Origin of the sequence: Actinomadura sp. 7K507 (assembly GCF_004348425.1) — a bacterium.
In the GTDB taxonomy this organism is placed as follows: Bacteria; Actinomycetota; Actinomycetes; order Streptosporangiales; family Streptosporangiaceae; genus Spirillospora.
This window is the reverse complement of record NZ_SMKK01000030.1, coordinates 23,992-49,838: the sequence shown is the minus strand read 5'-3', so window position 1 is coordinate 49,838 and position 25,847 is coordinate 23,992. Positions and strand designations below refer to the sequence as shown.

At 72.6% G+C, this 25,847-nt stretch carries 23 protein-coding genes and 1 pseudogene; 12 read left to right on the top strand and 12 right to left on the bottom strand.

Annotated features, from left to right (window positions below):
- Positions 1 to 24 precede the first annotated feature (24 nt).
- The gene (valS, locus tag E1285_RS09795; RefSeq protein WP_132150330.1) at positions 25 to 2,532 is read left to right on the top strand and encodes a valine--tRNA ligase; all 2,508 of its coding nucleotides are present in this window, start codon (positions 25 to 27) and stop codon (positions 2,530 to 2,532) included.
- Positions 2,533 to 2,562: 30 nt separating this feature from the next.
- Here the strand turns inward: valS and E1285_RS09790 are convergent, their stop codons facing one another.
- The 7 genes from E1285_RS09790 to E1285_RS45450 all read right to left on the bottom strand — a co-directional run bounded on the left by E1285_RS09790 (position 2,563) and on the right by E1285_RS45450 (position 6,966).
- On the bottom strand, positions 2,563 to 3,849 hold the full coding sequence (locus tag E1285_RS09790; RefSeq protein ID WP_132150328.1) for a cytochrome P450: 1,287 nt from the start codon (positions 3,847 to 3,849) through the stop codon (positions 2,563 to 2,565).
- Between the two features lie 124 nt (positions 3,850 to 3,973).
- Positions 3,974 to 4,528, bottom strand: coding sequence for a hypothetical protein (locus E1285_RS09785; protein WP_132150326.1), 555 nt, complete (start codon positions 4,526 to 4,528; stop codon positions 3,974 to 3,976).
- Between the two features lie 18 nt (positions 4,529 to 4,546).
- The gene (locus tag E1285_RS45460) at positions 4,547 to 4,714 is read right to left on the bottom strand and encodes a hypothetical protein (RefSeq protein WP_165966535.1); all 168 of its coding nucleotides are present in this window, start codon (positions 4,712 to 4,714) and stop codon (positions 4,547 to 4,549) included.
- Complete coding sequence (locus tag E1285_RS09780) at positions 4,702 to 5,256, bottom strand: hypothetical protein (protein ID WP_132150324.1); 555 nt, start codon at positions 5,254 to 5,256, stop codon at positions 4,702 to 4,704. Before E1285_RS09780 ends, E1285_RS45460 begins: the two co-directional genes overlap by 13 nt.
- A complete protein-coding gene (locus E1285_RS09775; RefSeq protein WP_132150322.1) occupies positions 5,253 to 5,747 on the bottom strand; it encodes a hypothetical protein in 495 nt (164 codons plus the stop codon). Before E1285_RS09775 ends, E1285_RS09780 begins: the two co-directional genes overlap by 4 nt.
- A complete protein-coding gene (locus E1285_RS45455) occupies positions 5,744 to 6,274 on the bottom strand; it encodes a MauE/DoxX family redox-associated membrane protein (RefSeq protein WP_243722682.1) in 531 nt (176 codons plus the stop codon). The genes E1285_RS09775 and E1285_RS45455 overlap by 4 nt, the downstream gene beginning before the upstream one ends.
- Positions 6,271 to 6,966: a hypothetical protein gene (locus E1285_RS45450; protein ID WP_165966534.1), complete on the bottom strand. Its 696-nt coding sequence runs from the start codon at positions 6,964 to 6,966 to the stop codon at positions 6,271 to 6,273. Before E1285_RS45450 ends, E1285_RS45455 begins: the two co-directional genes overlap by 4 nt.
- A 234-nt stretch (positions 6,967 to 7,200) precedes the next feature.
- On the opposite strand from E1285_RS45450, the pseudogene dut reads away from it, so the two are divergent.
- Together dut and E1285_RS09760 are read left to right on the top strand one after the other, a co-directional pair.
- A pseudogene (gene dut / locus E1285_RS09765) lies at positions 7,201 to 7,641 on the top strand (dUTP diphosphatase); the annotation flags it as partial.
- Between the two features lie 123 nt (positions 7,642 to 7,764).
- The gene (locus tag E1285_RS09760) at positions 7,765 to 8,583 is read left to right on the top strand and encodes a DUF3710 domain-containing protein (protein WP_132150318.1); all 819 of its coding nucleotides are present in this window, start codon (positions 7,765 to 7,767) and stop codon (positions 8,581 to 8,583) included.
- A gap of 296 nt (positions 8,584 to 8,879) precedes the next feature.
- On the opposite strand, the gene E1285_RS09755 is transcribed toward E1285_RS09760, so the two are convergent.
- Positions 8,880 to 9,581, bottom strand: coding sequence for a PIG-L deacetylase family protein (locus E1285_RS09755; protein WP_132150316.1), 702 nt, complete (start codon positions 9,579 to 9,581; stop codon positions 8,880 to 8,882).
- 48 nt (positions 9,582 to 9,629) lie between these two features.
- On the opposite strand from E1285_RS09755, the gene E1285_RS09750 reads away from it, so the two are divergent.
- From E1285_RS09750 to E1285_RS09730, 5 genes are all read left to right on the top strand, one after another.
- Positions 9,630 to 13,595: a HEAT repeat domain-containing protein gene (locus E1285_RS09750; protein ID WP_132150314.1), complete on the top strand. Its 3,966-nt coding sequence runs from the start codon at positions 9,630 to 9,632 to the stop codon at positions 13,593 to 13,595.
- Positions 13,596 to 13,729: 134 nt separating this feature from the next.
- Entirely contained in the window at positions 13,730 to 14,527 is a 798-nt protein-coding gene (locus E1285_RS09745; protein WP_132150312.1) for an ABC transporter ATP-binding protein, read from the top strand.
- A 2-nt stretch (positions 14,528 to 14,529) separates the two neighbouring features.
- Complete coding sequence (locus E1285_RS09740) at positions 14,530 to 15,888, top strand: FtsX-like permease family protein (protein ID WP_132150310.1); 1,359 nt, start codon at positions 14,530 to 14,532, stop codon at positions 15,886 to 15,888.
- A 234-nt stretch (positions 15,889 to 16,122) separates the two neighbouring features.
- Positions 16,123 to 16,455 carry an OB-fold nucleic acid binding domain-containing protein gene (locus tag E1285_RS09735; protein WP_243722684.1) on the top strand — a complete coding sequence of 111 codons (333 nt, stop codon included), beginning with the start codon at positions 16,123 to 16,125 and terminating at the stop codon, positions 16,453 to 16,455.
- Between the two features lie 199 nt (positions 16,456 to 16,654).
- On the top strand, positions 16,655 to 17,257 hold the full coding sequence (locus E1285_RS09730; RefSeq protein WP_243722683.1) for a DUF3159 domain-containing protein: 603 nt from the start codon (positions 16,655 to 16,657) through the stop codon (positions 17,255 to 17,257).
- Here E1285_RS09730 and E1285_RS09725 read toward each other — a convergent pair whose 3' ends face one another.
- A complete protein-coding gene (locus tag E1285_RS09725; protein WP_132150309.1) occupies positions 17,258 to 17,914 on the bottom strand; it encodes a TrkA family potassium uptake protein in 657 nt (218 codons plus the stop codon).
- Complete coding sequence (locus E1285_RS09720) at positions 17,914 to 18,579, bottom strand: TrkA family potassium uptake protein (RefSeq protein ID WP_132150308.1); 666 nt, start codon at positions 18,577 to 18,579, stop codon at positions 17,914 to 17,916. The genes E1285_RS09725 and E1285_RS09720 overlap by 1 nt, the downstream gene beginning before the upstream one ends.
- 224 nt (positions 18,580 to 18,803) lie before the next feature.
- Here E1285_RS09720 and E1285_RS09715 point away from each other — a divergent pair, with 224 nt between their 5' ends.
- A complete protein-coding gene (locus E1285_RS09715; RefSeq protein WP_132150306.1) occupies positions 18,804 to 20,837 on the top strand; it encodes an APC family permease in 2,034 nt (677 codons plus the stop codon).
- Positions 20,830 to 22,167 carry a class I SAM-dependent RNA methyltransferase gene (locus E1285_RS09710; protein WP_207946506.1) on the top strand — a complete coding sequence of 446 codons (1,338 nt, stop codon included), beginning with the start codon at positions 20,830 to 20,832 and terminating at the stop codon, positions 22,165 to 22,167. Before E1285_RS09715 ends, E1285_RS09710 begins: the two co-directional genes overlap by 8 nt.
- Positions 22,168 to 22,186: 19 nt before the next feature.
- On the opposite strand, the gene E1285_RS09705 is transcribed toward E1285_RS09710, so the two are convergent.
- Positions 22,187 to 23,209, bottom strand: coding sequence for a DUF1906 domain-containing protein (locus E1285_RS09705; protein ID WP_132150304.1), 1,023 nt, complete (start codon positions 23,207 to 23,209; stop codon positions 22,187 to 22,189).
- Between the two features lie 215 nt (positions 23,210 to 23,424).
- Between E1285_RS09705 and E1285_RS09700 the strand changes: the two genes are divergently transcribed.
- Both E1285_RS09700 and E1285_RS09695 read left to right on the top strand, forming a co-directional pair.
- On the top strand, positions 23,425 to 23,949 hold the full coding sequence (locus E1285_RS09700) for a DUF11 domain-containing protein (protein ID WP_165966533.1): 525 nt from the start codon (positions 23,425 to 23,427) through the stop codon (positions 23,947 to 23,949).
- Between the two features lie 42 nt (positions 23,950 to 23,991).
- Entirely contained in the window at positions 23,992 to 24,918 is a 927-nt protein-coding gene (locus E1285_RS09695) for an LLM class F420-dependent oxidoreductase (protein ID WP_132150300.1), read from the top strand.
- Positions 24,919 to 24,988: 70 nt separating this feature from the next.
- Here E1285_RS09695 and E1285_RS09690 read toward each other — a convergent pair whose 3' ends face one another.
- Entirely contained in the window at positions 24,989 to 25,819 is an 831-nt protein-coding gene (locus E1285_RS09690; protein ID WP_132150298.1) for a TIGR02452 family protein, read from the bottom strand.
- Positions 25,820 to 25,847: the final 28 nt, after the last annotated feature.

Genomic DNA, 25,847 nt, shown 5'->3' with positions numbered 1-25,847 from the left:
TGAGCGTCTCGTGGGCGTGGAGATGTGTATAAAAGACAGCCCAAGCCCACCCTGGACGGCCTGGAGGACAAGTGGGTACGCGCCTGGGAGGACGAGGGCGTCTACCGCTTCGACCGGACCCGGCCGCGCGGCGAGGTCTACTCGATCGACACCCCGCCGCCCACCGTGAGCGGTTCCCTCCATGTCGGCCACGTCTTCTCCTACACCCACACCGACGCCGTCGCGCGGTTCCACCGCATGCGCGGTCGGGCGGTCTTCTACCCCATGGGCTGGGACGATAACGGCCTGCCGACCGAACGCCGCGTCCAGAACCACTTCGGTGTCCGGTGCGACCCGTCGCTTCCCTACGACCCGGAGTTCGAGCCTCCGGCCAAGCCCGACCCCAAGCGCCAGCTCCCAGTCTCGCGGCGCAACTTCATCGAGCTGTGCGAGCGGCTCACCGAGGTCGACGAGAAGGCGTTCGAGGAGACGTGGCGCCGTGTCGGCCTGTCGGTCGACTGGGGGCTGCTGTACACGACGATCGGGGACGGCTCCCGCATGGCGTCCCAGCGCGCGTTCCTGCGCAACCTGGCACGTGGCGAGGCGTACGTCTCGGAGGCGCCGACGCTTTGGGACGTGACGTTCCGCACCGCCGTCGCCCAGGCCGAGCTGGAGGACCGCGACCAGCCCGGCGCCTTCTACCGGATCCGGTTCCACAAGCAGGAACGTCCGGTCTACATCGAGACGACGCGTCCCGAGCTGCTGCCCGCGTGCGTCGCGCTGGTCGCCCACCCCGACGACGAGCGGTACCGGGAGCTGTTCGGGACGACCGTCCGCACGCCGCTGTTCGGCGTGGACGTCCCGGTCGTCGCCCACCGGCTGGCCGAGCCCGACAAGGGCTCCGGCATCGCGATGATCTGCACGTTCGGCGACGTCACGGACGTCACGTGGTGGCGCGAGCTTGACCTTCCGACCCGCGCGATCGTCGGCTGGGACGGGCGGCTGGCCGCCGACCCGCCGCAGGGCGTCCCCGCGCACCCCTACGGCGAGCTGGCCGGCAAGACGGTGTTCTCCGCCAAGGAGCGCGTCGTCGAGCTGCTCCGCGAGTCCGGGGACCTGGACGGCGAGCCCCGGAAGATCACCCGCCCGGTGAAGTTCTACGAGCGGGGCAGCAAGCCCCTGGAGATCGTCACGACCCGGCAGTGGTACATCCGCAACGGCGGGCGCGACGCGGGCCTGCGCGCCGAGATGATCGCGCGCGGCCGCGAGCTGGAGTGGCACCCCGGCTACATGCGCGCCCGCTACGAGAACTGGGTCGAGGGGCTGAACGGCGACTGGCTGATCTCGCGGCAGCGGTTCTTCGGTGTCCCGATCCCCGTCTGGTACCGGCTGGACGACTCCGGGGAGCCGCTCTACGACGATCCGGTCACGCCGTCCGAGGACGTGCTGCCCGTCGACCCGTCGTCCGACGTCCCGCCGGGTTTCACCGAGGATCAGCGCGGCAAGCCCAACGGCTTCGTCGGCGACCCCGACGTGATGGACACCTGGGCGACCTCGTCGCTGACCCCGCAGATCGCGGGCGGCTGGGAGCGCGACGCCGACCTGTTCGGCCGCGTGTTCCCCTACGACCTGCGTCCCCAGGGGCACGACATCATCCGGACGTGGCTGTTCTCCACGGTCGTCCGCGCGCATCTGGAGCACGGCTCGCTGCCGTGGAAGGGCACGGCGCTGTCCGGGTGGATCCTCGACCCGGACCGCAAGAAGATGTCGAAGTCGAAGGGGAACGTCGTCACGCCGATCGACCTGCTGCGCGAGTACGGCTCCGACGCCGTCCGCTACTGGGCGGCCAGCGGGCGCCCGGGGACCGACACCGCGTTCGACACCGGCCAGATCAAGGTCGGCCGGCGCCTCGCCATCAAGATCCTCAACGCGTCCAAGTTCGTGCTGGGCCTGGGCGAGGTCGAGGCGGACGCGTCCATCACCGAGCCGCTGGACAAGGCGATGCTGGCGGCGCTGTCGGGTGTCGTCGGGGAGGCGACGGAAGCGTTCGAGAGCTACGACTACACGCGGGCCGTGGAGCACACGGAGCGGTTCTTCTGGGAGTTCTGCGACGACTACCTGGAGCTGGTCAAGACGCGCGCCTATGGGAACGGACCGGAGGCGCAGTCGGCGCGGGCGGCGCTGCGCACCGCGCTGTCGGTTCTGCTGCGCCTGTTCGCGCCCGTCCTGCCGTTCGTGACCGAGGAGGTCTGGTCGTGGTGGCGGGACGGGTCGGTGCACGCGGCGTCCTGGCCGTCCGCGGCCGAGCTGCCGCCGGGCGGCGACCCGGCCGTCCTCGCCGCGACCGGTGAGGCGCTGCGGCAGGTCCGCAAGGCCAAGTCCGAGGCGAAGGCGTCGATGCGCGCCGACGTGTCCCGCGCGGTCGTCCGCGGCGCCGAGGTGCTGCGGATCTCGCGGCCGGATCTGGCCGCGGCCGGCCGCATCGCCGACCTGACGCTGGAGGACGCCCCCGTCGGCCTGACCGTCGACGTCGTCCTGGCACCAGCGACCTGACCGGCCCGCCGCTCGGAGCCCGGCCGCCCTTCAGACCTCGCAGGGCAGGTGCTTGATGCCGTTGATGAAGCTGGAGAACAGCCGGTCGGGCTCCCCGGTGGCGCGGATCTCGGGGACGCGGGTGAACAGCTCGCGGAACATCACCGTGATCTCCCGCCGGGCCAGGTTGGCGCCGAGGCAGAAGTGCGGGCCTGGGCCGCCGAACCCCACATGCGGGTTGGGCGAGCGCGTGATGTCGAAGGCGTCGGGGTTCTCGAAGACGGTCTCGTCCCGGTTGGCCGAGTTGTAGAACAGCAGGACCTTGTCGCCGGTCTTGTACTGGTGGCCGTTCATCTCGTAGTCGCGGGTCAGCGTCCTGCGGAACTGGATGACCGGCGTGGACAGCCGGACGATCTCCTCCACGGCCCCGGGCGCGTGGGCGTCGAAGTCCTCCAGCAGCAGGGCGCGCTGCTCCGGGTTGTCGGTGAGCAGCTTCAGGCCGTGCGACATGGCGTTCCGCGTCGTCTCGTTCCCGGCCACCACGAGCAGGATGAAGAACGAGCCGATCTCCTGGTCGGTCAGCCGCTCCCCGTCCACCTCGGCCGAGATCAGCGCGGAGACCAGGTCGTCGCCGGGGTTCCTGCGCCGCTTCCGGGACAGCTTCATCGCCAGGTGGTTCAGTTCGTACCCGGCGACCATGACCTTGAGGAGCCCGTACAGCGCGCCGAGGCGGGTGATGCCGTCGCGGGTGTAGTCCCTGCCGCCGGTGTACTCGGGGTCGCCCAGGCCGAGGATGGTGTTCGTCCGGTCGTACACCATGGGGCGCACGCGCTCGGGGATGCCCATCATGTCGCAGATGACCTGGAGGGGCAGCCGCGCCGCGACGTCGGTGACGAAGTCCGCCGACCCCTTGTCGATCAGGTCGTCCACGATCCGGGTCGCGCTCGCCTGAAGGTCGGTCTCCATCTTCTCCAAGATGCGCGGGGTGAACGCCCGCGACACGATCCGCCGGATCTTGGCGTGCCGGGGATCGTCCATGTTGATCATCGAGCCGAAGTAGCGCGCCAGGTAGCCGGGCAGGTCGGCGATGCTGTTGGAGCACGGCTCGCTGCTGAAGACCTGCGGCGTGCGGCTGGCCTCGACGACGTCGGCGTGCCTGGCGAGCGCGTAGAAACCGGGGCCGGTCTTGACGAACGGCAGCTTCAGCTCCGGGAAGAACGCCGGGTGCTCGCGCTGCCGCAGCTCGGCGAACGCCGCCATGCGCCGGTCCGGCGGCAGCGCCCAGAACTCCAGGTTCGACAGGTTGCCGTCGACCTTCGCCCGCGCCGTGGTCGTCATGCCGCGCACCATCCTCGAGCCGATTTCAGAATCTCGTTCGGTTTCTATCGAATCGAGGTCCAATGAAGACGTCAAGGCGAAACGGGCGATGTCGCGCTATCAAGGCAGCATTCGTTACAGAATGTCACACGAGCAGGAGGGTCAGGGCGACGAGGACCGTGAGGGCCGCGGCGGCCTTCAGGCGGGGCATCCGGACGGCCAGGAGGGCGGGACGGCGATCGTCCCGGGCCAGGTACGTGAGGACGGCGCTCAGGGCGCGCCCGGCACCGAAGGTCGCGCCCGTGAGGAGGGCGACGGACAGAGCCGGCACGCTGAGGAGGAGCGCGAGGGCCAGGACGTAGGGGCTTGCCGCCGGGACGTAGGTCCGGACGCCGGTACCGAGCTCGAAGCCGAACTGCAGGGAACCGCGGCGCAGACGCGTCTGGAGGACTTCCGGCGGGATCTGCCGTGCGTTCTGCGGCAGGGGAATCCGGACCAGCCCGAGCTCGCGGGCCGCGCCGAGGGCCGCCACCGCCACGATCGCGGACGTGCGGACCGGCGGCGGCAGCGGCGTGGCCAGGCCCGACAGCAGCCAGACGGCCGCCGCGCTGAGCGTGCCCCCGAGCAGGAGCCCGAGGGTGAAGACGGCCAGGACCTCGCCCTGCCGTACCGGGGCCCGCCAACCTGGCGAGAACAGCACCGATTCGCTGTTGCGCGTTCAAACGCTGCCGGACAGCGAGAACCCGGCGAGGACGCCGATCGAGGCCCAGCACAGGACGGCGGCGCCGAGGGCCGCCGCGGCGACGGCGAGAAGCGCCAGGGCGGCGACGGGCAGGAGAGGGTCGGTCAGGCCCCGCCGCAGCCGCCCGGCACTCAGTTCTTGCACGAGACCACTTTGCGGCAGATGGTCTTGTACCAGTTGCCCTGCTTGGACTTCTTCCAGCCGTCGTGGCAGCGCCAGGTGACGCCCTTCTTGCAGTAGCCGCAGCTCTTGGAGTACGCCCAGAGCCAGCCGTCGTAGCCGCCGCCGTAGCACTGGCTGGGACGCAGCTTGTACCAGCCCGGATGCGACACGCCCGACTTGTGGAATCCCTTGTACTTGCCGCTCGTCCGGCAGCACCAGCTGCACGCGTAGCTCGGCCCGCAGCCGGGGGAGCAGTTGTGGCCGGCGGCGTACGACGGGCACCGCGGATAGATGTCGTAGTAGCCGACCAGCTCGAACCCGGACGAGAGCGCGTCCCGCGCGGGCGGGAAGACGCCGAGGGCCTTCAGGCCGGCCGTGGCGCCGGCCGCGAAGAGGCCCGTGAGGATGCTGCGGCGCGCCGGCCTGAGCTTCGGCGCGTCCGGCGGGACGGGCCGGCGCCGGATGCGCCGCGCCCCCTGCGGACGCGGGCCGCGCAGCGGCGGGACGTCATCCAGCTCGATCATCGGCTCGCCTCCAGGGTGAGCTCGCGCAGCGCCTCGGGGGAGCCGACGGGCTCGGCGGCCCGCACCCGCCCGTCCGCTCCGACGAGCACGGCGAACGGGGTGGCGGGGACGCCGTAGTCGGCGAACAGGCCGTCCTGCTCGTCGGCGAGCACGGTCGGACCGTGCCGGGACGGGCCGTGCCGGGACGGGCCGGGCGGCGGCGCGTCGCCGGGCGGCGGTCCCGCGAAGATCGCGTGCAGCGGGCCGTCCAGCGAGCCGGCGGCGGCCAGCACGTCGGTGCAGACGCCGCAGTCGCGGTCCAGGAAGAGCAGCAGGCCGGGACCGAGCCGGTCGAACGCGGGCGCGGCGGTGCCGGGCGCGGGCCCCAGACCGGTCCGGGCCGGTGCTCCACGGCTCAGCGCGTGCACCCGGCGGACGAGACCGGCGACCACCAGTGAGAGCAGCAGGATCGCCACCCACGACAGCAGCAGCGCGCTGTTCTGGAAGCTCATCCGGCGGGCCTCCTCTCTTCGATCATGGCGTTCGGGAGCGTCCAGAGGAGCACCCCGAACGCCAGCCCCGCCGCGGCGGCGACGGTCAGCTCGTACGCGGTCCGGCCGGTGGGCGGCCCGTGCGCGGCGCCGAAGAGGGCCAGGGCGGAGAGGGCGGCGGCCCGTCCCGCGACCCAGCCGGTCATCGGGGCGTCCCCGCCCGCGCAGCCGCACGGGACACCGCGCCGGGTCCGGGAGACGTAGGTCGCGTAGAGCGCGTACGAGGCGAGCAGGACGGCCGCGGCCCCGGACGCCGCGCGCACCGGCCCGTCCAGCCGGAAGAGCAGCGCCAGCGCGCCGCCCGCACCGGCCAGCGCCTCCACGGCGATCGCGGCGGCCGCCACGGGACCGGTGAGGGCGGGAGGCAGCGTCCGGTGCGCCCGCAGCGCCGCGGCGAGCATCCGAGGGTGCCTGACCTGCGCGAACACCGAGACAAGCAGGACGAGCGGAACCGCCGTCACCGCGATCCCCGCCAGGAGCCCGGTCACCGGATCGCCCTGACGGCCAGCCCCGCGAGGCGCCGCGGGACCTCCCGCACCCGGTCCTCTTCGGGCAGGACGGTCACCAGCAGCGACTTCAGCGCGAGGAGGAAGTAGGGGCCCTGGCCCTCCACCGTGTCCTGGAACAGCTCCCCGCCCGCGACGGAGGCGCCGCGCCACGACGGGAGCCGTTTGCGCGTCTGCCCGGTCAGCGCGGTGATCTCCATGAGCCCGAGCCCCGGGACCTCCTTGACCATCTCGGCGGGTTCGGGACGGCGGGCCCGCCCGCGCGGGACGGCGGTGACCCCGTCGGCGTGCTCGGTCAGCCGCATCGTGCCGAAGAACGCCACCGCGTCGGCCGGGCGCGCGTGGTACAGGTGCGTGAAGACCGCGTGGCGGCGTCCCTCCCACACGGCCGCGAGGACGGGGTCGCTCAGCCCGGTGTCGGCGTCGCGGGTCGCGGTCCGGCCGACCCGGAGCCGTCCGCCCTGGATGCGGAACTCCTGCTCGAAGCGGTCGAGCCCGATGTCCTCGGCCCAGCCCAGCGCGTCCGTGCGGGTACCGCTGGAGATCTCGTGGAGGCGCCCGCGGTCGGCGATCCGCGCCACCGACGTGCACGGCCGCCCGAGATCGTGGGCGCCGGAGAGCCGGACCCGCACGCCGTCCAGCGACCGGTGGGTGATGGTCTCCGGTCCGCTCATGTCCGTCCCCTTTCTGCGGGAACGCATTTCCCGCAGAACAACCCCGGGTAACAGGGGTAACGCTACGCGTAATCCCTCCCTTTGGCGGCAAACCTTCCGGAAGTGGTCATCGCCGGAAGCGGGTAAGGTCAATTGCCGGGCTCGCGCGGCAGCGGCGTTTCAGCGCAGGCCGTGCACGGCGGCCTGGATAGGGTCGTGGGGTTTTCCGGCAGGTAACGCGCGTGAGGTGAACCCGTGAGCAAGGTCGATGTGCTGATCCGGCGGCTCGATGCCGAGCTGCCCCTGCCGCAGTACGCCCACGCGGGCGACGCGGGCGCCGATCTCGTCGCGGCCGCGGACGTCGAACTGCCGCCGGGGGAGCGCGCCGTCGTCCCGACCGGCATCGCGATCGCGCTGCCCGATGGCTACGCCGCTTTCATTCACCCCAGGTCCGGTTTGGGCGCTAGGTTGGGGGTGACCATAGTCAATGCACCCGGTACGGTCGACGCCGGCTATCGGGGTGAGATCAAGGTGACCCTGCTGAACACCGACCCCCGCGTCACAGCGAGGCTGCGGCGCGGAGACCGCATTGCGCAGATGGTCGTGCAGCGGGTGGAGCAGGCCGTGTTCCACGAGGTCACCGAGCTTCCCGGTTCGGCGCGCGGAGCCGGCGGCTTCGGTTCCACCGGCGGATTCGCCCCCACGCGCGACGGCGGGGACGCGGGCGGTCCGGCAGGCGAAGGCGGCACGCGGGCGGGCCGAGGGCCCGAGGGCGCGGGCGGCAGCGAGAATGAGCACAGTCGAGAAGGAGCGTGAGTCGTGGCTTTTGGACGTCGCCGGCAGGCCGAGGAGCCCGAGAAGGTGCCCGAGGCGACCGAGGAGCCGGCGGAGGCCGCCGAGGAGGCTCCCGCCAAGGCGGAGTCCGCCGAGGGCGGTCCGTGGGACTCCGAGGACTCCGTCCCCGAGATGCAGCGGCTCGATTTCGGTTCCCTCGAGGTGCCGATCGCGCCCGGACTGGGTTTTCAGGTGAACTTCGAGGCCACCCAGGTCGACGAGGAGGGCAACCCCCTCGACGGGCGGCCCGTCGCGGTCCTCGTGCAGTACGAGGAGAGCGCCATGCAGCTCCAGGTGTTCGCGGCGCCCAAGCGCAGCGGTATCTGGGAAGACGTTCGCCGTGAGACCGCCAAGGACATCCAGGAGGAGGCCAAGGGCCAGATCCAGGAGGGCGAGGGCCCGTTCGGTCCCGAGCTGCTGGCGATGGTCCCGGCCGCGCTGACCGAGGAGGTCCTCGCGGACATGGCGCCGGAGGTCCGCGAGCAGATCCCGGCCGAGTTCGTCGAGCAGGGGTGGGCGCCGCAGATCATCCGCTTCCTCGGCGTGGACGGCCCCCGCTGGTTCCTCCAGGCCGTGGTGCAGGGCGCTGCGATCGAGGACGAGGAGCAGTGGCAGGTCCTGGAGGACGTGCTGCGCGGCGTCGTCGTCCACCGCGGTGACGCCCCGATGCCCCCGCGCGAGCTGCTGGAGCTGCAGATCCCCAAGGAGTTCAGCGAGGCCGGACAGGACGCCGAGGAGGGCGAGGAAGGCGAGGAGACCTTCAACCCCTTCGAGCGCGGTCCCGAGATCACCGAGGTCCGCTGACCCGGAGTCCGCCCGCCGGTAGGCGCCCGCCCGCCGGGCCGCACGCCTTTACGGTCGTGTGGCCGGGCGGGTTTCTGTCATGCGCCCGGCGGCGGAACCCTTGCCTTGGACGCCCGCCGGGTGGTCAATCGGGACATGTCGAAGAAGACGCGCAAACGCCGTGCCCGCAAGCGCAGCAAGAGCAACAAGGGCAAGCGGCCCAACGCCCGCCGCTAGCACTCACGGAGCTATGACCACGGGCCTGTGACCACGGGCCTGTGACCAAGGGGCTGTGGTCACAGCCCCTTGGTCACAGCCTAGGACTCGATCATCTCGAAGGTCATCGCGTGCTCGACGCCCGCGGCCTGCCCGCCCTGCTCCGCGATTCCGGTGAGGAACGCCGCCGCGTCGAACTCGGCGCCGAGATTCGAGAAGTACACGCGGTGCGCGAGCAGCGAGTCGATCCCTGCCCGCAGGTGGCCGGTGACGTCCACGTAGTGCGTGGCCCGCGGCGATCCGCCGAACAACGCGAACCGGACGCCCTGCCACGGTTCGAGGTCGAGGTCGCGGAACACCCAGCGGTTGGCCGCATCCCTGATCGCGTCCGCGACCGCCAGCCCGAGGACCCGGTGGTCGGCCATGTTGAAGCCGCCGCCGTCGAAGCTCTCCCGGAAGTTGATCGACAGCACCACCTCGGGCCGGTGCCACCGGATCGCTCCCGCGAGCGCCCGCCGCAGCGGCAGCCCGTACTCCAGCATGCCGTCGGCCAGATCGAGGAACTCGACGTTGCCGACGCCGACGCGGCGGGCCGCCTCGACCTGCTCGGCGCTGCGGATCCGGCGGACCTCGGCGGGGTCCATCGAGTCGATGCCGGCCTCACCGCGGGTGGCCAGCACCTCCGTCACCGTCTTGCCCTGAGCGGTCCACTTGGCGATCGCCGCGGACGTCCCGTACTCCAGATCGTCGGGGTGCGCGACGATCGTCAGCGCCCGCTCCCAGTCCTCAGGTACCGCTTCCATCCGTTCATCCTCTCCGCTGCGGGCCGCTCGAAGCCTAAGATCGGCGCCATGCCCGTCGCAGAATCCCAGGAGTCGTCCATCCCCGTACAGATCGGACGGCTGCGGAGCGGGATCGCCGGCCGTCCGGGACGCCTCCGGGAGGAGCCCCCCGGTGAGCTGCTCTACCAGGCCGTGCACGGGATCGGCGCGCTGGACGTGGACGACCCGGAACCGCTCGTCGCCGAGCTCGCGGGACGCGCCGACTCCGTTCTCCGGGCCGAAGCCTTCCGCATCGCGCGCGAGGCGCTCCACTCGGCCCTCCTGGCACCGGCCCGTGCGCGGACGATCTTCGAGAGGCTGGTGCGTGACGTCCCGGAGGCGCTGGGGGAGCTGGCCGAGCCGTGGGCGGCGCTCGACCCGCTCCCGCCGCAGCGGACCCGCCGCCTCCTCGAAGCCGGGCCCGCCGCCGCGATCGAGGTCGCCGCCCGGCACGGCCACCGGGACATCCTCACCGGCGTCGCCGCCGACCCCGGGCGGCCGCCCGTGCTGCGGCGGCGGGCCCTGGAGCTGCTCGGCGGCCTGGCGACCCGCGAGGACGTCGGCGAACTCGTGGCCGTCGCGGCCCGGGATCCGCTGCTGCTCGCGGGCCCCGCCGTCGCGTGCCTGGCCGGCATGCACCGGCGCGGCCATTTCCCGGCCGGACGGGACGTCCCGGCGATCGTGGGCCTGGCCCTGGCCGATCACCGCGTCCCCGCCGGGGACCTCGCCACCGTCCTGTACTCGCGCAGGCACGAGACGCTGCGGGAGCTGACCGCGGGGGAGGGGGACTGGCCCCGGCGCCTGGATCTGCTGGCCGCGCTCGACGAGCAGGGAGTGCCGGGCCTGGAGATCGGCGACGCCGTCGCCGAGGCGGCGTGCCGCTCCGCCGACCCCGCGCCGTTCCTGCGGACGATCCGCCGGCTCAGGCACACGGCGGCCGAGGAGACCGTCCTCCGGCTGCTGCCGCGCTCGCCGCGGGAGGCCCTCGGCGCCCTCGAAGCCGTCGGAGGCGCCCGGACGGTCACCGTCCTGCGCGACGGGCTGGGACTGGACGGCGGCGGCATCGCCCCGCATCTCCGGCCGTTCAGGCATCAGGCCCTGGAACTGCTCTGGCACCTCACCGGCGACGCCGAAGCGCGGCGAGCCGTCCTGGACCGGCTCGACCCGCGCGACGTGCCCCCGCGCATCGCGGACGACCTCGGCGGGCCGGACCCCCGCGAACTGGCCCTGCTCCGCGCGAACCTGGATCCGGAGGATCCCGCCGGAGCCCTCCGCAGGCTGGCCCGCAACGGTGACGCGACCACGCTGCCCGCCATCGCCGACCTGCTGCTGCGGGTCGTGTCGGACGAGGAGACACCCGACCTGGACGAGGCCCTCACCGCCGTCCGCGAACTGGGCGGCCGCCTCTTCCGGCGCGGCGCGCTCCGGCCGCGCTGCCTGCTGGACGCCGCCGACGAGGCGGAGGCCGGTGACGCCGTGCTCGCCGACCTGGTCCTCGGCCTGCTGGACCGTCCGGGCCTCGGCCCGGCGGAGCTGACCGCCCTGCTGGACGTGCTGCGCCGCGCCCCCTACCGCCGGACGAGGGCACGCGTGCATCCGCTGCTGCGGCACCGCGACCGGCATGTCCGCGGGCGGGTGATCGCCGTCCTCGCCGGGGACGGCGGCGACGCGCGCGCGCTGTCGGCGAGCCTGATCCCGCTCACCGCCGCCGGTGACGCGCAGACGGTCAGGCAGGCGCTCCTCGCGCTGGCGGAGGCCCGTGCGGCCTGGGCCGCGCCCGCGATCGCGGCCTGCCTCGACCACCCCAACATGAACGTCAAGAAGACGGCGGCGGTGGCCCTGGCCCAGGCAGGCGCGCCGGAGGCCGTCCCGAAGCTGCTGGAGTGGCTCGGCGCGCACGACAACCCGGGTCTGCGGGAGGCGCTCACCGGGGCGCTGCGAGCCATCCTCGGCGACGCCTTCGCCGCGACCGTCCTCGCGGCGGCCGACCACGCCGCCGACCCGGCCCTGCTGCTGCGGAGCCTCGACGGCGTGCTCGGCGCGCGACAGGCCGCCGTCCTGGCCCGGCGCGGCATCACGGTCCGGGCGAAGGAGCCCTCGCCGGTCCCCGAGGTGGACGTGCTGCTCGATCACGGCTGGGACTCCGGAGTCGCGCGCCGGGTCGTGGACGCCTACGAGCGCGAGCCCCGGACGCCCCCGTACGCGCCGCTGCGCCCGATGCTCGTGCGCTGGCTGGACATGGCGGCGTTCGACCCCCGCGCCTTCAAGCTGATCACCGGGATCTGCCCGCCGCCGTGGACGGACGCGGAACTGGAGGTGTTCGCACGGTCCGCCGGGGTCCTGACCGGCGGGCTGGCATTTCCCGGCGTTCGGGAGTGGCTGCTCCGGCTGCTGCTGGAGGTGGTCCCGCGCGCCGGGCCCGCCGGGCGGCTGGAGGTCGCCGAGCGGGTGCGCCGGCTGGAGCTCGGCCGGCCGGCGCTCGTCCTGCTGCACCTCTGCGGCGCCACCCCGACGCGCGACGACCTCGACCGGGTGCTGGCCGTCGCCGGGCGCGCGGAACCCCCCGCGCGGGAGGTCGAATCCGTCCTGCGGGAGGCGTTCGGGCAGGAGCCCGTCGAAGGCTCCGCCCCGCTCCGGGAGGAACTCGGCCGCGAGGTGCGCGACGCTGACTCCCTGCGGCGGGCGCGCACCCGGACGGACGCGCCGTCGCGGGACGTGCTCGACGCGCTGATCAGCGTTTTCCCGCAGGCTCCGGCCGACGCGCGCGACGTCCTCCTCGACTGGATGGTGGAGCTGCAGCCCCTCGGCGCCCCGCCCTGGACTCTCGCCGAGCGGTCCCGCCGCCGCGTCCCGGATGCCCGGACGCCGCGTCCCGGCGACCTGGACCAGCCCCGCTCCGACGCCCAGCGGCGGCGCCTCCTGGAGATGCTGGGCGACGCGCAGGCGGAGCGGCGGGACACCGCGGCCCGAACCCTGCTCGGCTGGCCCGAACCGCGGACCAGGCTCGCGGTCCTCGGGGCCTACCTGCACGGCCGCGCGGACCTGACCGTCACCAGGGCCCTCGCGCGGGCACTGGACGATGCGGCCCCGGCCGACCTGGACGGGGACGACGAGACCATCGAGAGGTTCGCGCGCCTGGCCGTCCACCTGGAACCGGCCGCCCTCGACCGGTTCGTTCCCACCCTGCTGGCCGCCTGGGAGCGCGGCGGCGCCGCCGCGCGAGACGCGTCCGCCCAGGCGCTCCGCGGAGCGTCGCCCGATGTCGTGGCCGGTGCGATCTCCGGGCGGCTCGCGTCCGGCGCCTGGGGGTTCCTCGACCTCGTCGCCAGGCGGCCGTTGCTGCGCACCCCCGAACTGGACGGGGTGCTCCAGCGCCTCCACGGCGAGGGACGCGACGACCTCGCCGACACGCTCATCCTGGAAACCGGCCCTCTGCGGGACCCTGGAGCGGCCGTCCAGGACGAGGACACGCTGAAGAGCCTCCGCGAACGCAGGACCGGCTCCCTCGGCGAACCGTCACGCGCGGAGTTGTTCCGGCAGGCTCGTGACGGTGGCCCCAAGCAGATCCGCCGCGCGCTCACCACGCTCGCCGAACGTCACGAGGAGGCTCGCGCGGACCCCGACCCGGAGCTGGCGGAGCTGCTCGCGGAGCTGATCGCCCACCGTGAGACGAAGGTGCGGCTGCACGCGCACCGCCTCTCCCGGCGCGTGCTCGACCGGCCCGGCTACCTGGAGCAGACGGCCCGCCTCCTCGACGATCCCGAGCCCGACGTCGTCCGCGCCGCGATCAGGACGCTCGGCCACGCTCCCTGGGAGCCCGCGATCCCCGGGCTCGTCGCCCTGCTCGCCCATTCCCGCGAGCCCGTCCGCGCGGCCGCGGCGGCGGCGCTCGTGACGATCGGCGCACCCGCCGTTCCCGCGCTGCGCCACGCCGAGGGCCGTGCGAGGCCGGACCGGCGGCACCGCTACACGACCGTGCTGGAGGAGATCGAGTGACCCTTCGGCGCCGCTGAATAGTGGGGTTTTGCCTACCCCCATCGGCGTGCTGGACCCATCCTTTGCGGCTTCCGGCGTCCGTAGCTTCTCTCCTGTAGGCGCCCAGGCAGGGCGCCGGGCGGGAGGTTAAGACAATGTTCGGACGCAAGGGGCCGGACCCGAGGGACCAGGTGTCGGGCGAGGCGCTCCGCCTGGAGGGCGTCCGCAAGATCTACGGCACCGAGGACAACCAGGTGGCCGCGCTGGACGGTGTGTCGCTGTCGCTGCCGGCCGGGTCGTTCACCGCGGTGATGGGCCCGTCCGGGTCGGGCAAGAGCACGCTGCTCCACTGCGCGGCGGGCCTCGACCGGCCCACCGAGGGCCGGGTCTTCGTGGACGGCGCCGAGCTGACCGGAGACGGCGAGGCCGCGCTGACCAAGTTCCGGCGCAAGCGGATCGGGTTCGTGTTCCAGCAGTTCAACCTGCTGCCGACGCTGGACGTCCTGCAGAACACGGTGCTGCCGCTGAAGCTGGCGGGACGCAAGGTGGACCGGGACCGGGCGCGGGCCGTCCTCGGGCGCGTCGGCCTCGGTGACCGGCTCGGCCATCTGCCGGCGGAGCTGTCGGGCGGCCAGCAGCAGCGGGTGGCGATCGCGCGGGCCCTGGTCACCCAGCCGCGGGTGGTGTTCGCGGACGAGCCGACCGGTGCGCTGGACACGCGCAGCGCACGCGACGTGCTGGGCCTGCTCCAGGAGTCGGTGCAGATGTTCGGGCAGACCGTGGTCATGGTCACCCACGACCCGGTCGCGGCGTCCTTCGCGCACTCGGTGGTGTACCTGACGGACGGGCGGATCGTCGGCCACCAGACCGCGCCGACCGCCGAGGCCGTCGCCGAGCGGATGACGCACCTGGCCGAAGAGGTCGAGCGTCAGCGGACGATGGCGGGAGCCTGATCATGTTCGGACTGGCGATTCGATCCCTGCGCAAGCGGACCGGCGCGTTCGCGGCGAGCTTCCTCGCGATGTTCCTCGGCTCGGCGATCATCATGGCGTTCGCGTCGATGCAGGACACGGCGGAGGCGAGCGGCGTGACCGGGCCGGCCAGGGAGACCCTCACGGTCATGGCGAACGTGGTCGGCGGCTGGGGCCTGCTGCTGGTGGTCTTCGCGGTCGCCTCCACCATGACCCTGTCGGTACGGCAGCGGGCCGCGGAGATGGCGCTGCTGAAGAGCGTCGGCGCGACCCCGGCCCAGCTCGGCCGGATGATCGTCGGCGAGGCCGCGGGCCTGGCCCTGGTGGCGGCGCTGCTCGGGATCGTCCCGGCGATGCTGATCGGCCGGGGACTGCTCGGGTTGCTGCACGACACCGGCCAGGTCCCGGCGGACGTCGGCCACAGCTTCGGGCCGATCGCGCTGACGATGGGCATCGGGATCATGTTCGTGTCCGCGACCGCCGCCGCGCTGATCAGCGCGCGCCGCGCCACCCGCGTCCGGGTGACCGAGTCGATGATGGAGGCGGCCACCGACACCGGGAAGATGAGCAAGAAGCGCATCGTGTTCGCGGTGCTGTTCCTCCTGCTGGCGCTCACCGAGGCGGTCGTCACCGTCACCGTGATGGACGGCAAGGGCAGCGACGCGATGATGACGTCCGGGCAGGCCGACATCTTCGCCGCGATCGGGCTGGCGCTGCTGGCGCCGGCGATCATGCGCCGGGTGACGGCGCTGGTCTCCGGGCCGATCCGGCTGCTGGGCGGCGCGACCGGCGATCTCGCGGCGAGCGTCATGCGGCGCCGGACGGGCGCCATGGCCTCCGCCGTCACGCCGATCATCCTGTTCGTCGGGACCGCCGTCGGCACGCTGTTCCTCCAGGCCACCGAGAACGCGGCCACGGAGGCCGCCGGGCTCACCAAGACGGCCGAGCAGAAGAACGTCGAGACGCTGAACTTCGTCGTCATCGGAATGGTGGTGCTGTTCACCGCGATCATGCTGGTCAACACGCTGATCGCGGCGACCGCGCACCGGCGGCGCGAGTTCGGCCAGACGCGGCTCGCGGGCGCCACGCCCCGGCAGGTGCTGGCCACGGTGGCGCTGGAGTCGGTGGTCCTGACCGTCACCGGCGTGCTCTTCGGGACGGTCGCCGCGGTCTTCACGATCGTGCCGTTCGGCCTGGCCCGCCGGGACTCCCTGACCCCGGACGGCGACGTGTGGACCTACCTCGCGGTCGTCGCGCTCGCCGCCGTCCTCACCGGGGTGACGGCCTACGGCGCGACCCGCCGCACCATCCGCGTCCCCGCGGTCGAGGCGGCGCTCAACTGACGGGCCGGCGGGCGGCCGGTCGCCCCGAGCGGGTGCTCATCCATCCGGGTGAGCACCCGCTCTTCCCGTCGCGGTGATCGGCGCCTTGCGGGGGAGGGAGGTCAGGGGGTCCGGTTCGTCCGGGGATGCCATACGCTCGGGGTTATGGACGAGGTTTCGCCCGGCACACCGCCGGGCGCCGGGCCGCGCCCGCGCGAGCGCGGCGGGAGCGGCCTGCGGCGCTTCTTCCGGCGCATGGCGTCGAGCAAGGCCGAACTCGAGGCCGAGGAGCTGAAGAAAAGAGCCGGGGGAGAGGGCGCGACGCCGATCACCGAATGCGCCGAACGCAAGCGGCACCGCGTGGCGGGTACGCTACGTACGGTGACGCTCCGCCCGCGGGGCGGCGCCCCCGCCCTGGAGGCCGAACTCTACGACGGCACCGACGTGGTCAGCCTCGTCTGGCTCGGCCGCCGCCGGATCGCCGGCATCGACCCGGGCCGCAAGCTGCGCGCCGAGGGGCTGGTGAGCGTGCAGGACGGACGCAAGGTCATCTTCAATCCGCGATACGAGCTGCGCGGCGGTTCGTGAGGCCGCCGCGGGCGGCCGGGAGTGTGACGTGAGCGAGTTGGGAACCAGCGGAGGGCCCGGCCCGGGACCGGAGACGGCGGGGTCCGGCGGCCGCGAGGCCGGGGAGACCGCGAAGACCACCGGCGGGCCCGGGGCCTCCCCTGCCGCCGGCAAGGAGACGACCGCGCACGACACCGTCGAGGCGGCCGTCCGCGCCCAGCTGAGCAAGGCGCTCGGCGGCGTCCGCGGCATGATCGAGGCCGCCGTGCCCGTGATCGGCTTCACCGGGACCTTCGTCGTGACCGAGGACGTCCAGCTCGCCGTCACCGTAGGCATCGGCGCCGCGGTGATGCTGCTCGGCGTCCGGCTCATGCAGCGCTCCAGCCCGCAGTTCGTCCTGAACAGCCTCGTCGGCATCACGGTCGCCGCGATCTTCGCGCTGCGCTCCGGCGACGCCGAGGACGCGTTCCTGCCCGGCATCATGCTGAACGCCGGCTACGCCGCCGCGATGATCTTCTCCATCGCCGTCCGCTGGCCGATCGTCGGCTTCATCATCGGCTCGGTCACCGGCGACCCGACCGCGTGGCGCCGCGACCCCGGCATCGTCAAGCTCTGCTCCCGGCTGACCTGGCTGCTGGTGACGCCCTGCATCGCACGGGTGGTCGTCCAGTACCCGATCTACATCGCCGACGGCGACCAGAGCGCCCTGCTCGGCGCAGCCAAGATCGCGATGGGCTGGCCGCTGCAGGTCGCCGCCCTGGCCGCCATGGTCTGGCTCCTCGCCCGCGGACGCACGCCCCTCGAACGCGGAAAAGCCGCGTAATCACCCGCCGAGGAGTTCGGCCAGGTCGTCTTCTACGTCTTGGCTGGCTACGAACATCAGCTCGTCGCCCGGCTCCAGGGTGTCGTCGGGCGTCGGCACCAGCACCCGGCCCTCGCGCAGGATCGCCACCAGGGCGGTGTCGCGCGGCCAGTCCACCGATCCGACGCGCTGGCCGCCGAGCGGAGCGTCGTCCGGCAGCGTCAGCTCGACCAGGTTCGCCTCGCCCTGCCGGAACGTCATCAGCCGGACCAGGTCGCCGACGCTGACCGCCTCCTCCACCAGCGCCGACAGCAGCCGCGGGGTGGACACGGCAACGTCCACGCCCCACGACTCGTTGAACAGCCACTCGTTGTTCGGGTGGTTGATCCGGGCCACCACGCGCGGCACCCCGTACTCGGTCTTGGCCAGCAGCGACACCACCAGGTTGACCTTGTCGTCGCCGGACGAGGCGACCACGACCTGGCAGCGCTCCAGCGCCGCGTCGTCCAGCGCGGAGATCTCGCACGCGTCGGCGAGCAGCCACTCGGCCCGCGGCACCATCTCGACCTTGATGGCCTTGGGGCTCTTGTCGATCAGGAGGACCTCGTGCCCGTTCACCAGCAGCTCCTGGGCGATGGAGCGGCCCACCGCGCCCGCCCCGGCGATCGCGACCCGCATCAGGCGTCCTCCTCGTCTCGCGCCGCGACGGCGGCGTTCACGCGTTCCAGATCATCGGCGCCCACCATGATGTGCACGACGTCGCCGTCCTGGATCACCGTGTCCCGCTCGGGGACGAGGGCCTCGCCCATCCGCGTCAGGAACGCCACCCGCGCCCTGGCGTGCTCCTCCAGCGCGCCGACCTTCTCGCCCACCCACAGGTTCCCGGAGTCCAGCTCGGCGAGGACGACCGCGCCGGTCGGGTCGCGCCACAGCGGCTCGGCGCCCTCGGGCAGCAGCCGGCGCAGGATCTGGTCGGCGGTCCACCGGACGGTCGCGACCGTGGGGATGCCGAGGCGCTGGTAGACCTCCGCGCGGCGGGGATCGTAGATGCGGGCCACCACGTTGTCGACGCCGAACGTCTCGCGCGCCACCCGGGCGGAGATGATGTTGGAGTTGTCGCCGCTGCTGACGGCCACGAACGCCGACGCCCGCTCGATGCCCGCCTCGGCGATCACGTCGCGGTCGAATCCGAACCCGGTGATGCGGCGGCCCCGGAACCCGCTGCGCAGCCGGCGGAACGCCTCCGGGTTCTGGTCGATGATGGACACCGAGTGGCCCTTGTCCTCAAGGATGTGGGCGAGGGTCGATCCGACCCGCCCGCACCCCATGATCACGATATGCACGGCCGTTCCTTCTTCCGTCCAGAGGGACGTTCCCCCTGTACCCCCCGCGCCGGGCCCGGCCTCGTCGCTGCGCCTCCGACGCCGTGCCGCACCCGAGGATCGCTTCCTGTGAATGATCCCTGCCGGGCTGCAAAACTACACATCCGCCCAGGCGTGTACTACCCAACCAGCTTCCAGCGGCGCCTGCGAGGCGCGTTCCCGGCCGAGGGCTAGAGTCTCCTTCCGTGTCCAAGCTTCCGGACCTGACGAAGCGGTTGCTTCTTGGCCGCGCTCTGAGCAGTTCACAGCAGCACGAGCAGCTCCTGCCCAAGCGAATCGCGCTTCCGGTCTTCGCCAGCGACGCACTGTCCTCGGTGGCCTACGCCCCGCAGGAGATCCTCATCGCCCTGGCCGCGGGCGGCCTGGTGATGTACCAGTACTCGCCGTGGGTGGCCGCGGCCGTGGTGGTGGTCCTGCTGACGGTGGTCGCCTCGTACCGGCAGAACGTCCGCGCCTACCAGGGCGGCGGCGGCGACTTCGAGGTCGCCACCGCGAACCTCGGCGGCAACTGGGGCATCGTCGTCGCCAGCGCGCTGATCGTCGACTACACGCTGGTCGTGGCGGTGTCGGTGTCGGCCGGCGTGGAGAACCTCGGGGCGCTGCTGACGTTCATCCAGCCGCGCGAGGTCCTCGCCGCGATCTGCGTCCTCGCCGTGCTCACCGTCGCCAACCTGCGGGGGATCAGGGAAGCGGGTTTCACGTTCGCGGTCCCCACCTACCTGTTCATGATCTCCATCCTGGGCATGCTCGCGTGGGGCGCGGTGCGGCTGCTGTCCGGTACCGAACTGAGGGCCGAGAGCGCGGACTACGAGTTGCGCGGGGACGAGGCCGACATCGCCGGATTCGCCCTGGTGTTCCTGCTGCTCCGGGCGTTCTCCTCCGGCTGCGCCGCGCTCACCGGCATCGAGGCGATCAGCAACGGCGTCCCGGCGTTCCGCAAGCCCAAGGGGCACAACGCCGCCACGACGCTGCTGCTCCTCGGGCTCGTGGCGATGACGATGTTCGGCGGGGTGACCGCCTTCGCCTACGTCACCGGCGCCAAGTTCTCCGAGCACACGCAGGGCAGCCACCTGTACGACCCGGCCACCGGCGCGGAGGTCGTCCACTCCGAGCCGGTGATCGCGCAGGTCGCGCACACTGTGTTCAGCAACTTCAGCCCCGGGTTCGCGCTCGTCGCGATCATGACCGCGCTGATCCTGTTCCTCGCGGCCAACACCGCCTACAACGGCTTCCCCGTGCTCGGCTCCGTCCTCGCGCAGAACCGCTACCTCCCGCGCCAGCTGCACACCCGCGGCGACCGGCTGGCCCTGAGCAACGGCATCATCATCCTGGCCGTCATGGCCGGGTTGCTGATCTACGCCTTCGACGCGTCCGTCAGCCGGCTGATCCCGCTCTACACCGTCGGCGTGTTCGTCTCCTTCACCGTCAGCCAGATCGGCATGGTCCGGCACTGGAACCGGCTGCTGGCCCGCGAGAGCGACCAGTCGAAGCGCCGCCGGATGAAGACCTCGCGGGGCATCAACGCGTTCGGCGCGACCCTCACCGGAATCGTGCTGGCCGTCGTCCTGCTCACCAAGTTCACGCTCGGCGCCTACATCGTCTGCATCGCGATGCCGGCCCTGTTCCTGATTATGAAGGGGATCCGGCGGCACTACGACCGGATCGCCGCCGAGCTGGAGCCCTCCGGCGAGGACGTCGCGCTGCCCGCGCGCAACCACGGCATCGTGCTCGTCTCCAAGATCCACAAGCCGACGCTGCGGGCCCTCGCCTACGCCCGCGCCACGCGACCCTCCACGCTGGAGGCGGTGACGGTGGCGGTGGACGCCGCGGAGTCCCAGCGGCTCCAGGACGAGTGGGAGGCGCTCGACGTCCCCGTCCCGCTGAAGATCCTCGACTCCCCGTACCGGGAGATCACCCGGCCCGTCCTCGCCTACGTCAAGAACGTCCGGCGCCGGAGCCCCCGCGACGTCGTGACCGTGTTCATCCCCGAGTACGTCGTCGGCCACTGGTGGGAGCAGCTCCTGCACAACCAGAGCGCGCTGCGGCTGAAGGGCCGGCTGCTGTTCCAGCCCGGCGTGATGGTGACGAGCGTCCCGTGGCAGCTCGCCTCGTCCGACCGGCTCAAGGGGCGGGTCGAGCCGCCCGGGGCCGGGTCCTCCCGGCGCCCGCCGCGGACCGGGGCACGCCCCGGTGGCGGTAGTGTTTCGGACCGTGACTGAACTGGAGCCCGACGTCCTGGAACTGGAGGTCGGCAACGTCGCCAACGGCGGTTTCTGCGTCGCCCGGCATGAGGGGCGCGTGGTCTTCGTCCGGCACGCCCTGCCCGGCGAACGGGTGCGGGCACGCGTGACCGAGCGCACCAAGAACTTCCTCCGCGCCGACGCCGTGGAGATCATCGAGGCGTCCCCGGACCGCGTCGAGGCGCCCTGCCCGTTCGCCGGCCCCGGACGCTGCGGCGGCTGCGACTGGCAGCACGCCTCGCTGCCCGCGCAGCGCGCCCTCAAGGCCGCGGTGGTCGAGGAGCAGCTCCAGCGGCTGGCCGGGATCACCCGCGCGGTGACCGTCGAGGAGGTCCCCTACCCGGTCGACTCCGAGATGGCGCCGCCGCCCGGCCTCGGCTGGCGCACCCGCGTCCAGTTCGCCGTCTCGTCCGGCGCCGTCGGCCTGCGCCGGCACCGCTCGCACAGCATCGAGCCCATCGACGAATGCCTGATCGCCCACCCCGGCGTGGAGCTGATGGGCATCGAGCGCAAGCGCTGGCCGGGCGCGACCGGCGTCGAGGGCATCGTGTCGGCGGCCACCGGCGACCGGCTGGTCGTCCTGCGCGGCCGTGACCGACGCAAGATCCGGGTGCCGCGGCTGGACGTGCCGGTCCGGCTCGTCCGGGGCAAGCCCGAGCCCGGCGCCTCCCTGCCCTACGTCCGCGAGGAGGTCTCGGGGCGGCTGTACCAGGTCAGCGGAAGCGGCTTCTGGCAGGTCCACCCCGGCGCCGCGCAGCTCCTCGCCGACGCCGTCCTCGACGCCCTCGAACCGAAGCCCGGCGAGATCGCCCTCGACCTGTACTGCGGCGTCGGCATGTTCGCCGGCGTCCTCGCCGACCGCATCGGGCCGGACGGGCTCGTCGTCGGCGTCGAGTCCGACGGGCAGGCCGCCCGGGACGCGCGCTTCAACCTGCGCGACCTGCCGAACGTCTCCATCGAGCGCGGCCCCGTCGAGGAGGTCCTCGCCGAGCTGGAGTTCGGCCGCGCGTCCGGCGGGTCCGGCGCGCAGAACAAGCGCGGCGGCGGCCATCAGGGCGGCGAGCGGGTACGCCGCGCCGACGTGGTCGTCCTCGACCCGCCCCGCACCGGCGCCGGACGCGACACCGTCGAGCAGATCACCCGCCTCGCCGGCCGCAAGATCGCCTACGTGTCCTGCGACCCCGCGACCCTCGCCCGCGACCTGGCCTACTTCAGCGAGCGCGGCTGGACCCTGGAAACCCTCCGCGCCTTCGACGCCTTCCCGATGACGCGCCACGTGGAGTGCCTGGCCACCCTGGTCCGCGGCTGACCGGTCGCCGGAGCCGGGGTCAACGCCAGAAGAAGACCTTGGCGCTGCCGCCGGTGAGGGTGGCGTCGGCCGTGCCGTGCTGGAGCAGCTGGAAGCGCACGCGGTGGCCTTCGCGGACGGTGTCGGCGGCGAGTCCGTAGACCAGGTCGGTGCCGTCGCCGGTGGAGAAGGAGTCCTGGATGGGACCAGCCTCGTATCTGCCGGTGTCCTCGATCTGGACCTCGACCACGCGGGCCTGGATGCGCGTTCCGGCGGGGACGCCGGTCACCGTCACGCCCACCGAGAGGCTGTAGCGGGCGGCGCCGGTCAGCACGCTCGGGCCGCCCTCGTCCCAGTGCTGGTGCTCCTGGTCGGAGTACTCGGTCTCCCAGCTGATGTCCGTCCACTGGCCGGGGGCGAGCCGCTGCTCGGTGGCGGTGCCGACCGACACGTAGCCGGGTGTGTCGTCCACGGGCGAGACGCCGACGCGCCACTGCCCGTAGTCGTCCGCGACGGCGCGGTTGTAGTCGACGGCCGCGCCGTTGATCGTCTGTTCGTTGAGGTACTGCTGGAGCTGGGCGCGGGAGTCCCACCGGCCGCCGGACCAGGCGTAGGTCTGCCAGCCGTAGTTCGTCTTCCCGGCGTCGAACGCGCGTTTCATCGGCCCGTGGCCGGCGTAGAGGCCGACCCTTCCGCGGCCGAGGACGCTCGCCGCGCCGTCGAGGTAGGCGTTGATCTCGTCCTGCTGGCCCGGGGAGGCGTCCCAGTCGGCGGCGAAGTAGATGGGGCGGCCGGCCGGCATGCCGCAGGCCCTGGCTTGGCGGTCGGCGTCCCTGGCGTCGGCCTCCCCGGCGGACCGACCGCCGAGCGGCCCGTCCTTGGTGTTCTGCCAGACGACCACGACCCAGATGCCAGCGTCGGAGAGCTCCTCGGCCTCCGCGCGGGTCAGGTTCTTGCCGGACGTGTCGTGCGACACGTAGCGGCACGCGAACTTCGCCCCGGCGCGTTTCAGCGCGGCCACGCCAGGGCGGCCCCACGAGTAGTCAACGCCGAAGACTGCCATAGGTGAACTCCATGGTCGGGGGGACGGGGCTCTTCGCCGATTCAACCGCCTGTGCCCGTGACGGTGCAGAAGATTCGGGAGGAAGGCGGCCCGATGTAGCCGCCTGGTCCGAAGTCACTGTCTGTGACGACACACCGGCCTGGCGTTAGGTGGACGGCCCGAGTGTCGCTACAACGGACATGTCCGTAAGAGAAGCGCAGGCCACGGGGGGTCTCATGGTGATCCGGACATGGAAGGAGCGCGGTCTCGTCCTGCTGGCGGCCGCGCCGCTGCTGGGGGTCGTGCCGATGGCGTCCGAGGCGATGGCGTCCGAGGCGCCCGCCGCCGAGGGCGTCGTGCTTCGCACGGCCGCTCCCAAAAAGGACGTGCTGCCGGGACGCGTCTACGAATGGAAGTTCACGGTGACCGCCAAGGGCGGGGCGAAGTCCGGCAAGGCGGTGTTCCGGACGACGCTGCCGAAGTCGCTGGCGTTCGTGTCCGGCGAGAAGCACTGCAAGTCCAAGGACCGGAAGGTCGTCTGCCGCCTCGGCACCCTGAAGAAGGGCCAGAAGGCCAAGGGGTCGATCAGGGCCAAGGTGTCCAGGCGGGCGGAGGCCGGGCAGAAGATCACCGTGCGCGGGAAGGCGACGTGGGGCGAGGTGAGCGCCACCCGCGGGTTCCCGTCCGTGCGCGTCGCCAAGACCGCCGGCCTCGCCGTCTCCGAGCGGGAACCGGCGACGTCCCGGGCCGGCGCGAACTGACAGGTGGCTTGGACGGGCCGGTGCGGGTAGCAAGATGGGATCATGCGACTTCGGATTTTCACTGAGCCCCAGCAGGGGGCGAGCTACGAGACACAGCTGGCGGTCGCCAAGGCGACGGAGGACCTCGGGTTCGACGCGTTCTTCCGCTCCGACCACTTCGTCAAGATGGGCGACGTGACGGGCGAGCCGGGCCCGACCGACTCCTGGATCACCCTGGGCGCGATCGCCCGGGAGACCAGCCGGATCAGGCTCGGCACGCTGGTCACGGCCGCCACGTTCCGGCACCCGGGGCCGCTGGCGATCTCGGTCGCGCAGGTCGACCAGATGAGCGGCGGACGGGTCGACCTCGGCCTCGGTACGGGCTGGTTCGAGCAGGAGCACACCGCCTACGGCATCCCGTTCCCGAGCCTGGGGGAGCGGTTCGCGCGGATGGAGGAGCAGCTCAAGATCCTCACGGGACTGTGGGGGACGCCCGCCGGTGAGACGTTCGCGTTCAGCGGCGAGCACTACACCCTCGCCGAGTCGCCCGCGCTGCCCAAGCCCGCCCAGCTGGGCGGTCCGCCGATCATCATCGGCGGGTTCGGGCCGAAGCGGACCCCGCGGCTGGCCGCGCAGTACGCCGACGAGTACAACGTCCCGTTCCACCAGGTGGAGGACACCGGCGGGGCGTTCGACCGGGTCCGTGCGGCGTGCGCCGAGGCGGGCCGGGACGAGCCGCCGGTCCTCTCCGCCGCGCAGGTGGTCTGCTGCGGCCGCGACGAGGCCGAGGTGAAGCGCCGCGCCGACGCCATCGGGCGGCAGGTGCCGGAACTGCGCGAGAACGGCCTGACCGGGACGCCCGGCGAACTGGTCGACAAGATCGGCCGGTTCGGCGAGCTGGGCGCCGAGCGCGTCTACCTGCAGCTCCTCGATATGCACGACCTGGACCACCTGGAGCTGCTGGCCTCCGAGGTCCTGTCCAAGGTCTGAGGTGCTCTTCAGGGTCTGACGACGGCGAAGACCTGCGGTGGACGTGTCCCGCCGTGGGTCTTTCGCCTGCTCAGGCGAAGGTGTCCTGGAAGGCGGTGTGCCTGGGGGAGCCCTTGGCGGTGTCCCAGACCGCGAAGACGACGTGCTCGAAGTGCCCGGCGAACGGGCCGTCCGGGCGGAACTGCTCGGCGAACACCTCGGCCACCTCTGCCGGGTCGTTGCGGAAGACACCGCAGCCCCAGGCGCCGAGGACCAGCCGCCGGTGCCCGTTGGCCACCGCCACGGCGAGAAGTTTGCGGGTGCGCTGACGGAGCACGTCTCGTATCCGCGCGGCCTTCTCGGCGTCGCGGATGGCGCCGCGGTTGGGGGCCGGGGAGGTCAGGAAGGCGATCTCGTAGGGCTCTTCCAGCAGCCGTCCCGCGTCGTCCCGGAACACCGGCACGTCCGGCGAGTAGATCATGTGGTCGCTGTAGAGGAGGTCGCGCTGTTCGCGGTGGAAGTCGTAGTACTCCCTGGCCGAGCGCAGCGACTCGTACAGGCCGGATGATCGGGCCAGCCCTTCCTCCTGGGCATGCGCCCCGTTGAGGAACCCGCCGCCCGGGTTCTTCGCGGAGGCGAAGTTGAGCGCGAACGGGACCTGACCGGGGCTGCACAGCCGGTGCGCGGCGGCGAGGGTCGTCTCGTCGGTGACTTCTATGCGTGTCTCCGTGCCGGGCCCGGCCGCAGGGAGGCGCTGGAGAAGCTCGTCCAGTTCGTCTGGACGGTACAAGACGGTGCCCTCGACGGCTCGGGCCAGGCTCCCGGCGATCGAGACGGTGCGTCCGGAGGGCGCCGGGTAGTCGCCGCGTCCGAGGATCTCCACGGTCTGCTGGGCGGTGTTCCGGCGGGGATGTCTGCTCATAACGTCTGGGATTCTGTCGAGCCCCGGA

What these genes read in the sequence shown, in the direction of transcription:
- E1285_RS09790 (WP_132150328.1), bottom strand. Translation starts at nt 3,849, where the DNA reads ATGACGACCACGGCGCGGGCGAAGGTCGACGGCAACCTGTCGAACCTG.
- E1285_RS09780 (WP_132150324.1), bottom strand. Translation starts at nt 5,256, where the DNA reads ATGATCGAGCTGGATGACGTCCCGCCGCTGCGCGGCCCGCGTCCGCAG.
- E1285_RS09775 (WP_132150322.1), bottom strand. Translation starts at nt 5,747, where the DNA reads ATGAGCTTCCAGAACAGCGCGCTGCTGCTGTCGTGGGTGGCGATCCTG.
- E1285_RS45450 (WP_165966534.1), bottom strand. Translation starts at nt 6,966, where the DNA reads ATGAGCGGACCGGAGACCATCACCCACCGGTCGCTGGACGGCGTGCGG.
- E1285_RS09755 (WP_132150316.1), bottom strand. Translation starts at nt 9,581, where the DNA reads ATGGAAGCGGTACCTGAGGACTGGGAGCGGGCGCTGACGATCGTCGCG.
- E1285_RS09750 (WP_132150314.1), top strand. Translation starts at nt 9,630, where the DNA reads ATGCCCGTCGCAGAATCCCAGGAGTCGTCCATCCCCGTACAGATCGGA.
- E1285_RS09745 (WP_132150312.1), top strand. Translation starts at nt 13,730, where the DNA reads ATGTTCGGACGCAAGGGGCCGGACCCGAGGGACCAGGTGTCGGGCGAG.
- E1285_RS09740 (WP_132150310.1), top strand. Translation starts at nt 14,530, where the DNA reads ATGTTCGGACTGGCGATTCGATCCCTGCGCAAGCGGACCGGCGCGTTC.
- E1285_RS09735 (WP_243722684.1), top strand. Translation starts at nt 16,123, where the DNA reads ATGGCGTCGAGCAAGGCCGAACTCGAGGCCGAGGAGCTGAAGAAAAGA.
- E1285_RS09725 (WP_132150309.1), bottom strand. Translation starts at nt 17,914, where the DNA reads ATGCGGGTCGCGATCGCCGGGGCGGGCGCGGTGGGCCGCTCCATCGCC.
- E1285_RS09705 (WP_132150304.1), bottom strand. Translation starts at nt 23,209, where the DNA reads ATGGCAGTCTTCGGCGTTGACTACTCGTGGGGCCGCCCTGGCGTGGCC.
- E1285_RS09700 (WP_165966533.1), top strand. Translation starts at nt 23,425, where the DNA reads ATGGTGATCCGGACATGGAAGGAGCGCGGTCTCGTCCTGCTGGCGGCC.
- E1285_RS09695 (WP_132150300.1), top strand. Translation starts at nt 23,992, where the DNA reads ATGCGACTTCGGATTTTCACTGAGCCCCAGCAGGGGGCGAGCTACGAG.
- E1285_RS09690 (WP_132150298.1), bottom strand. Translation starts at nt 25,819, where the DNA reads ATGAGCAGACATCCCCGCCGGAACACCGCCCAGCAGACCGTGGAGATC.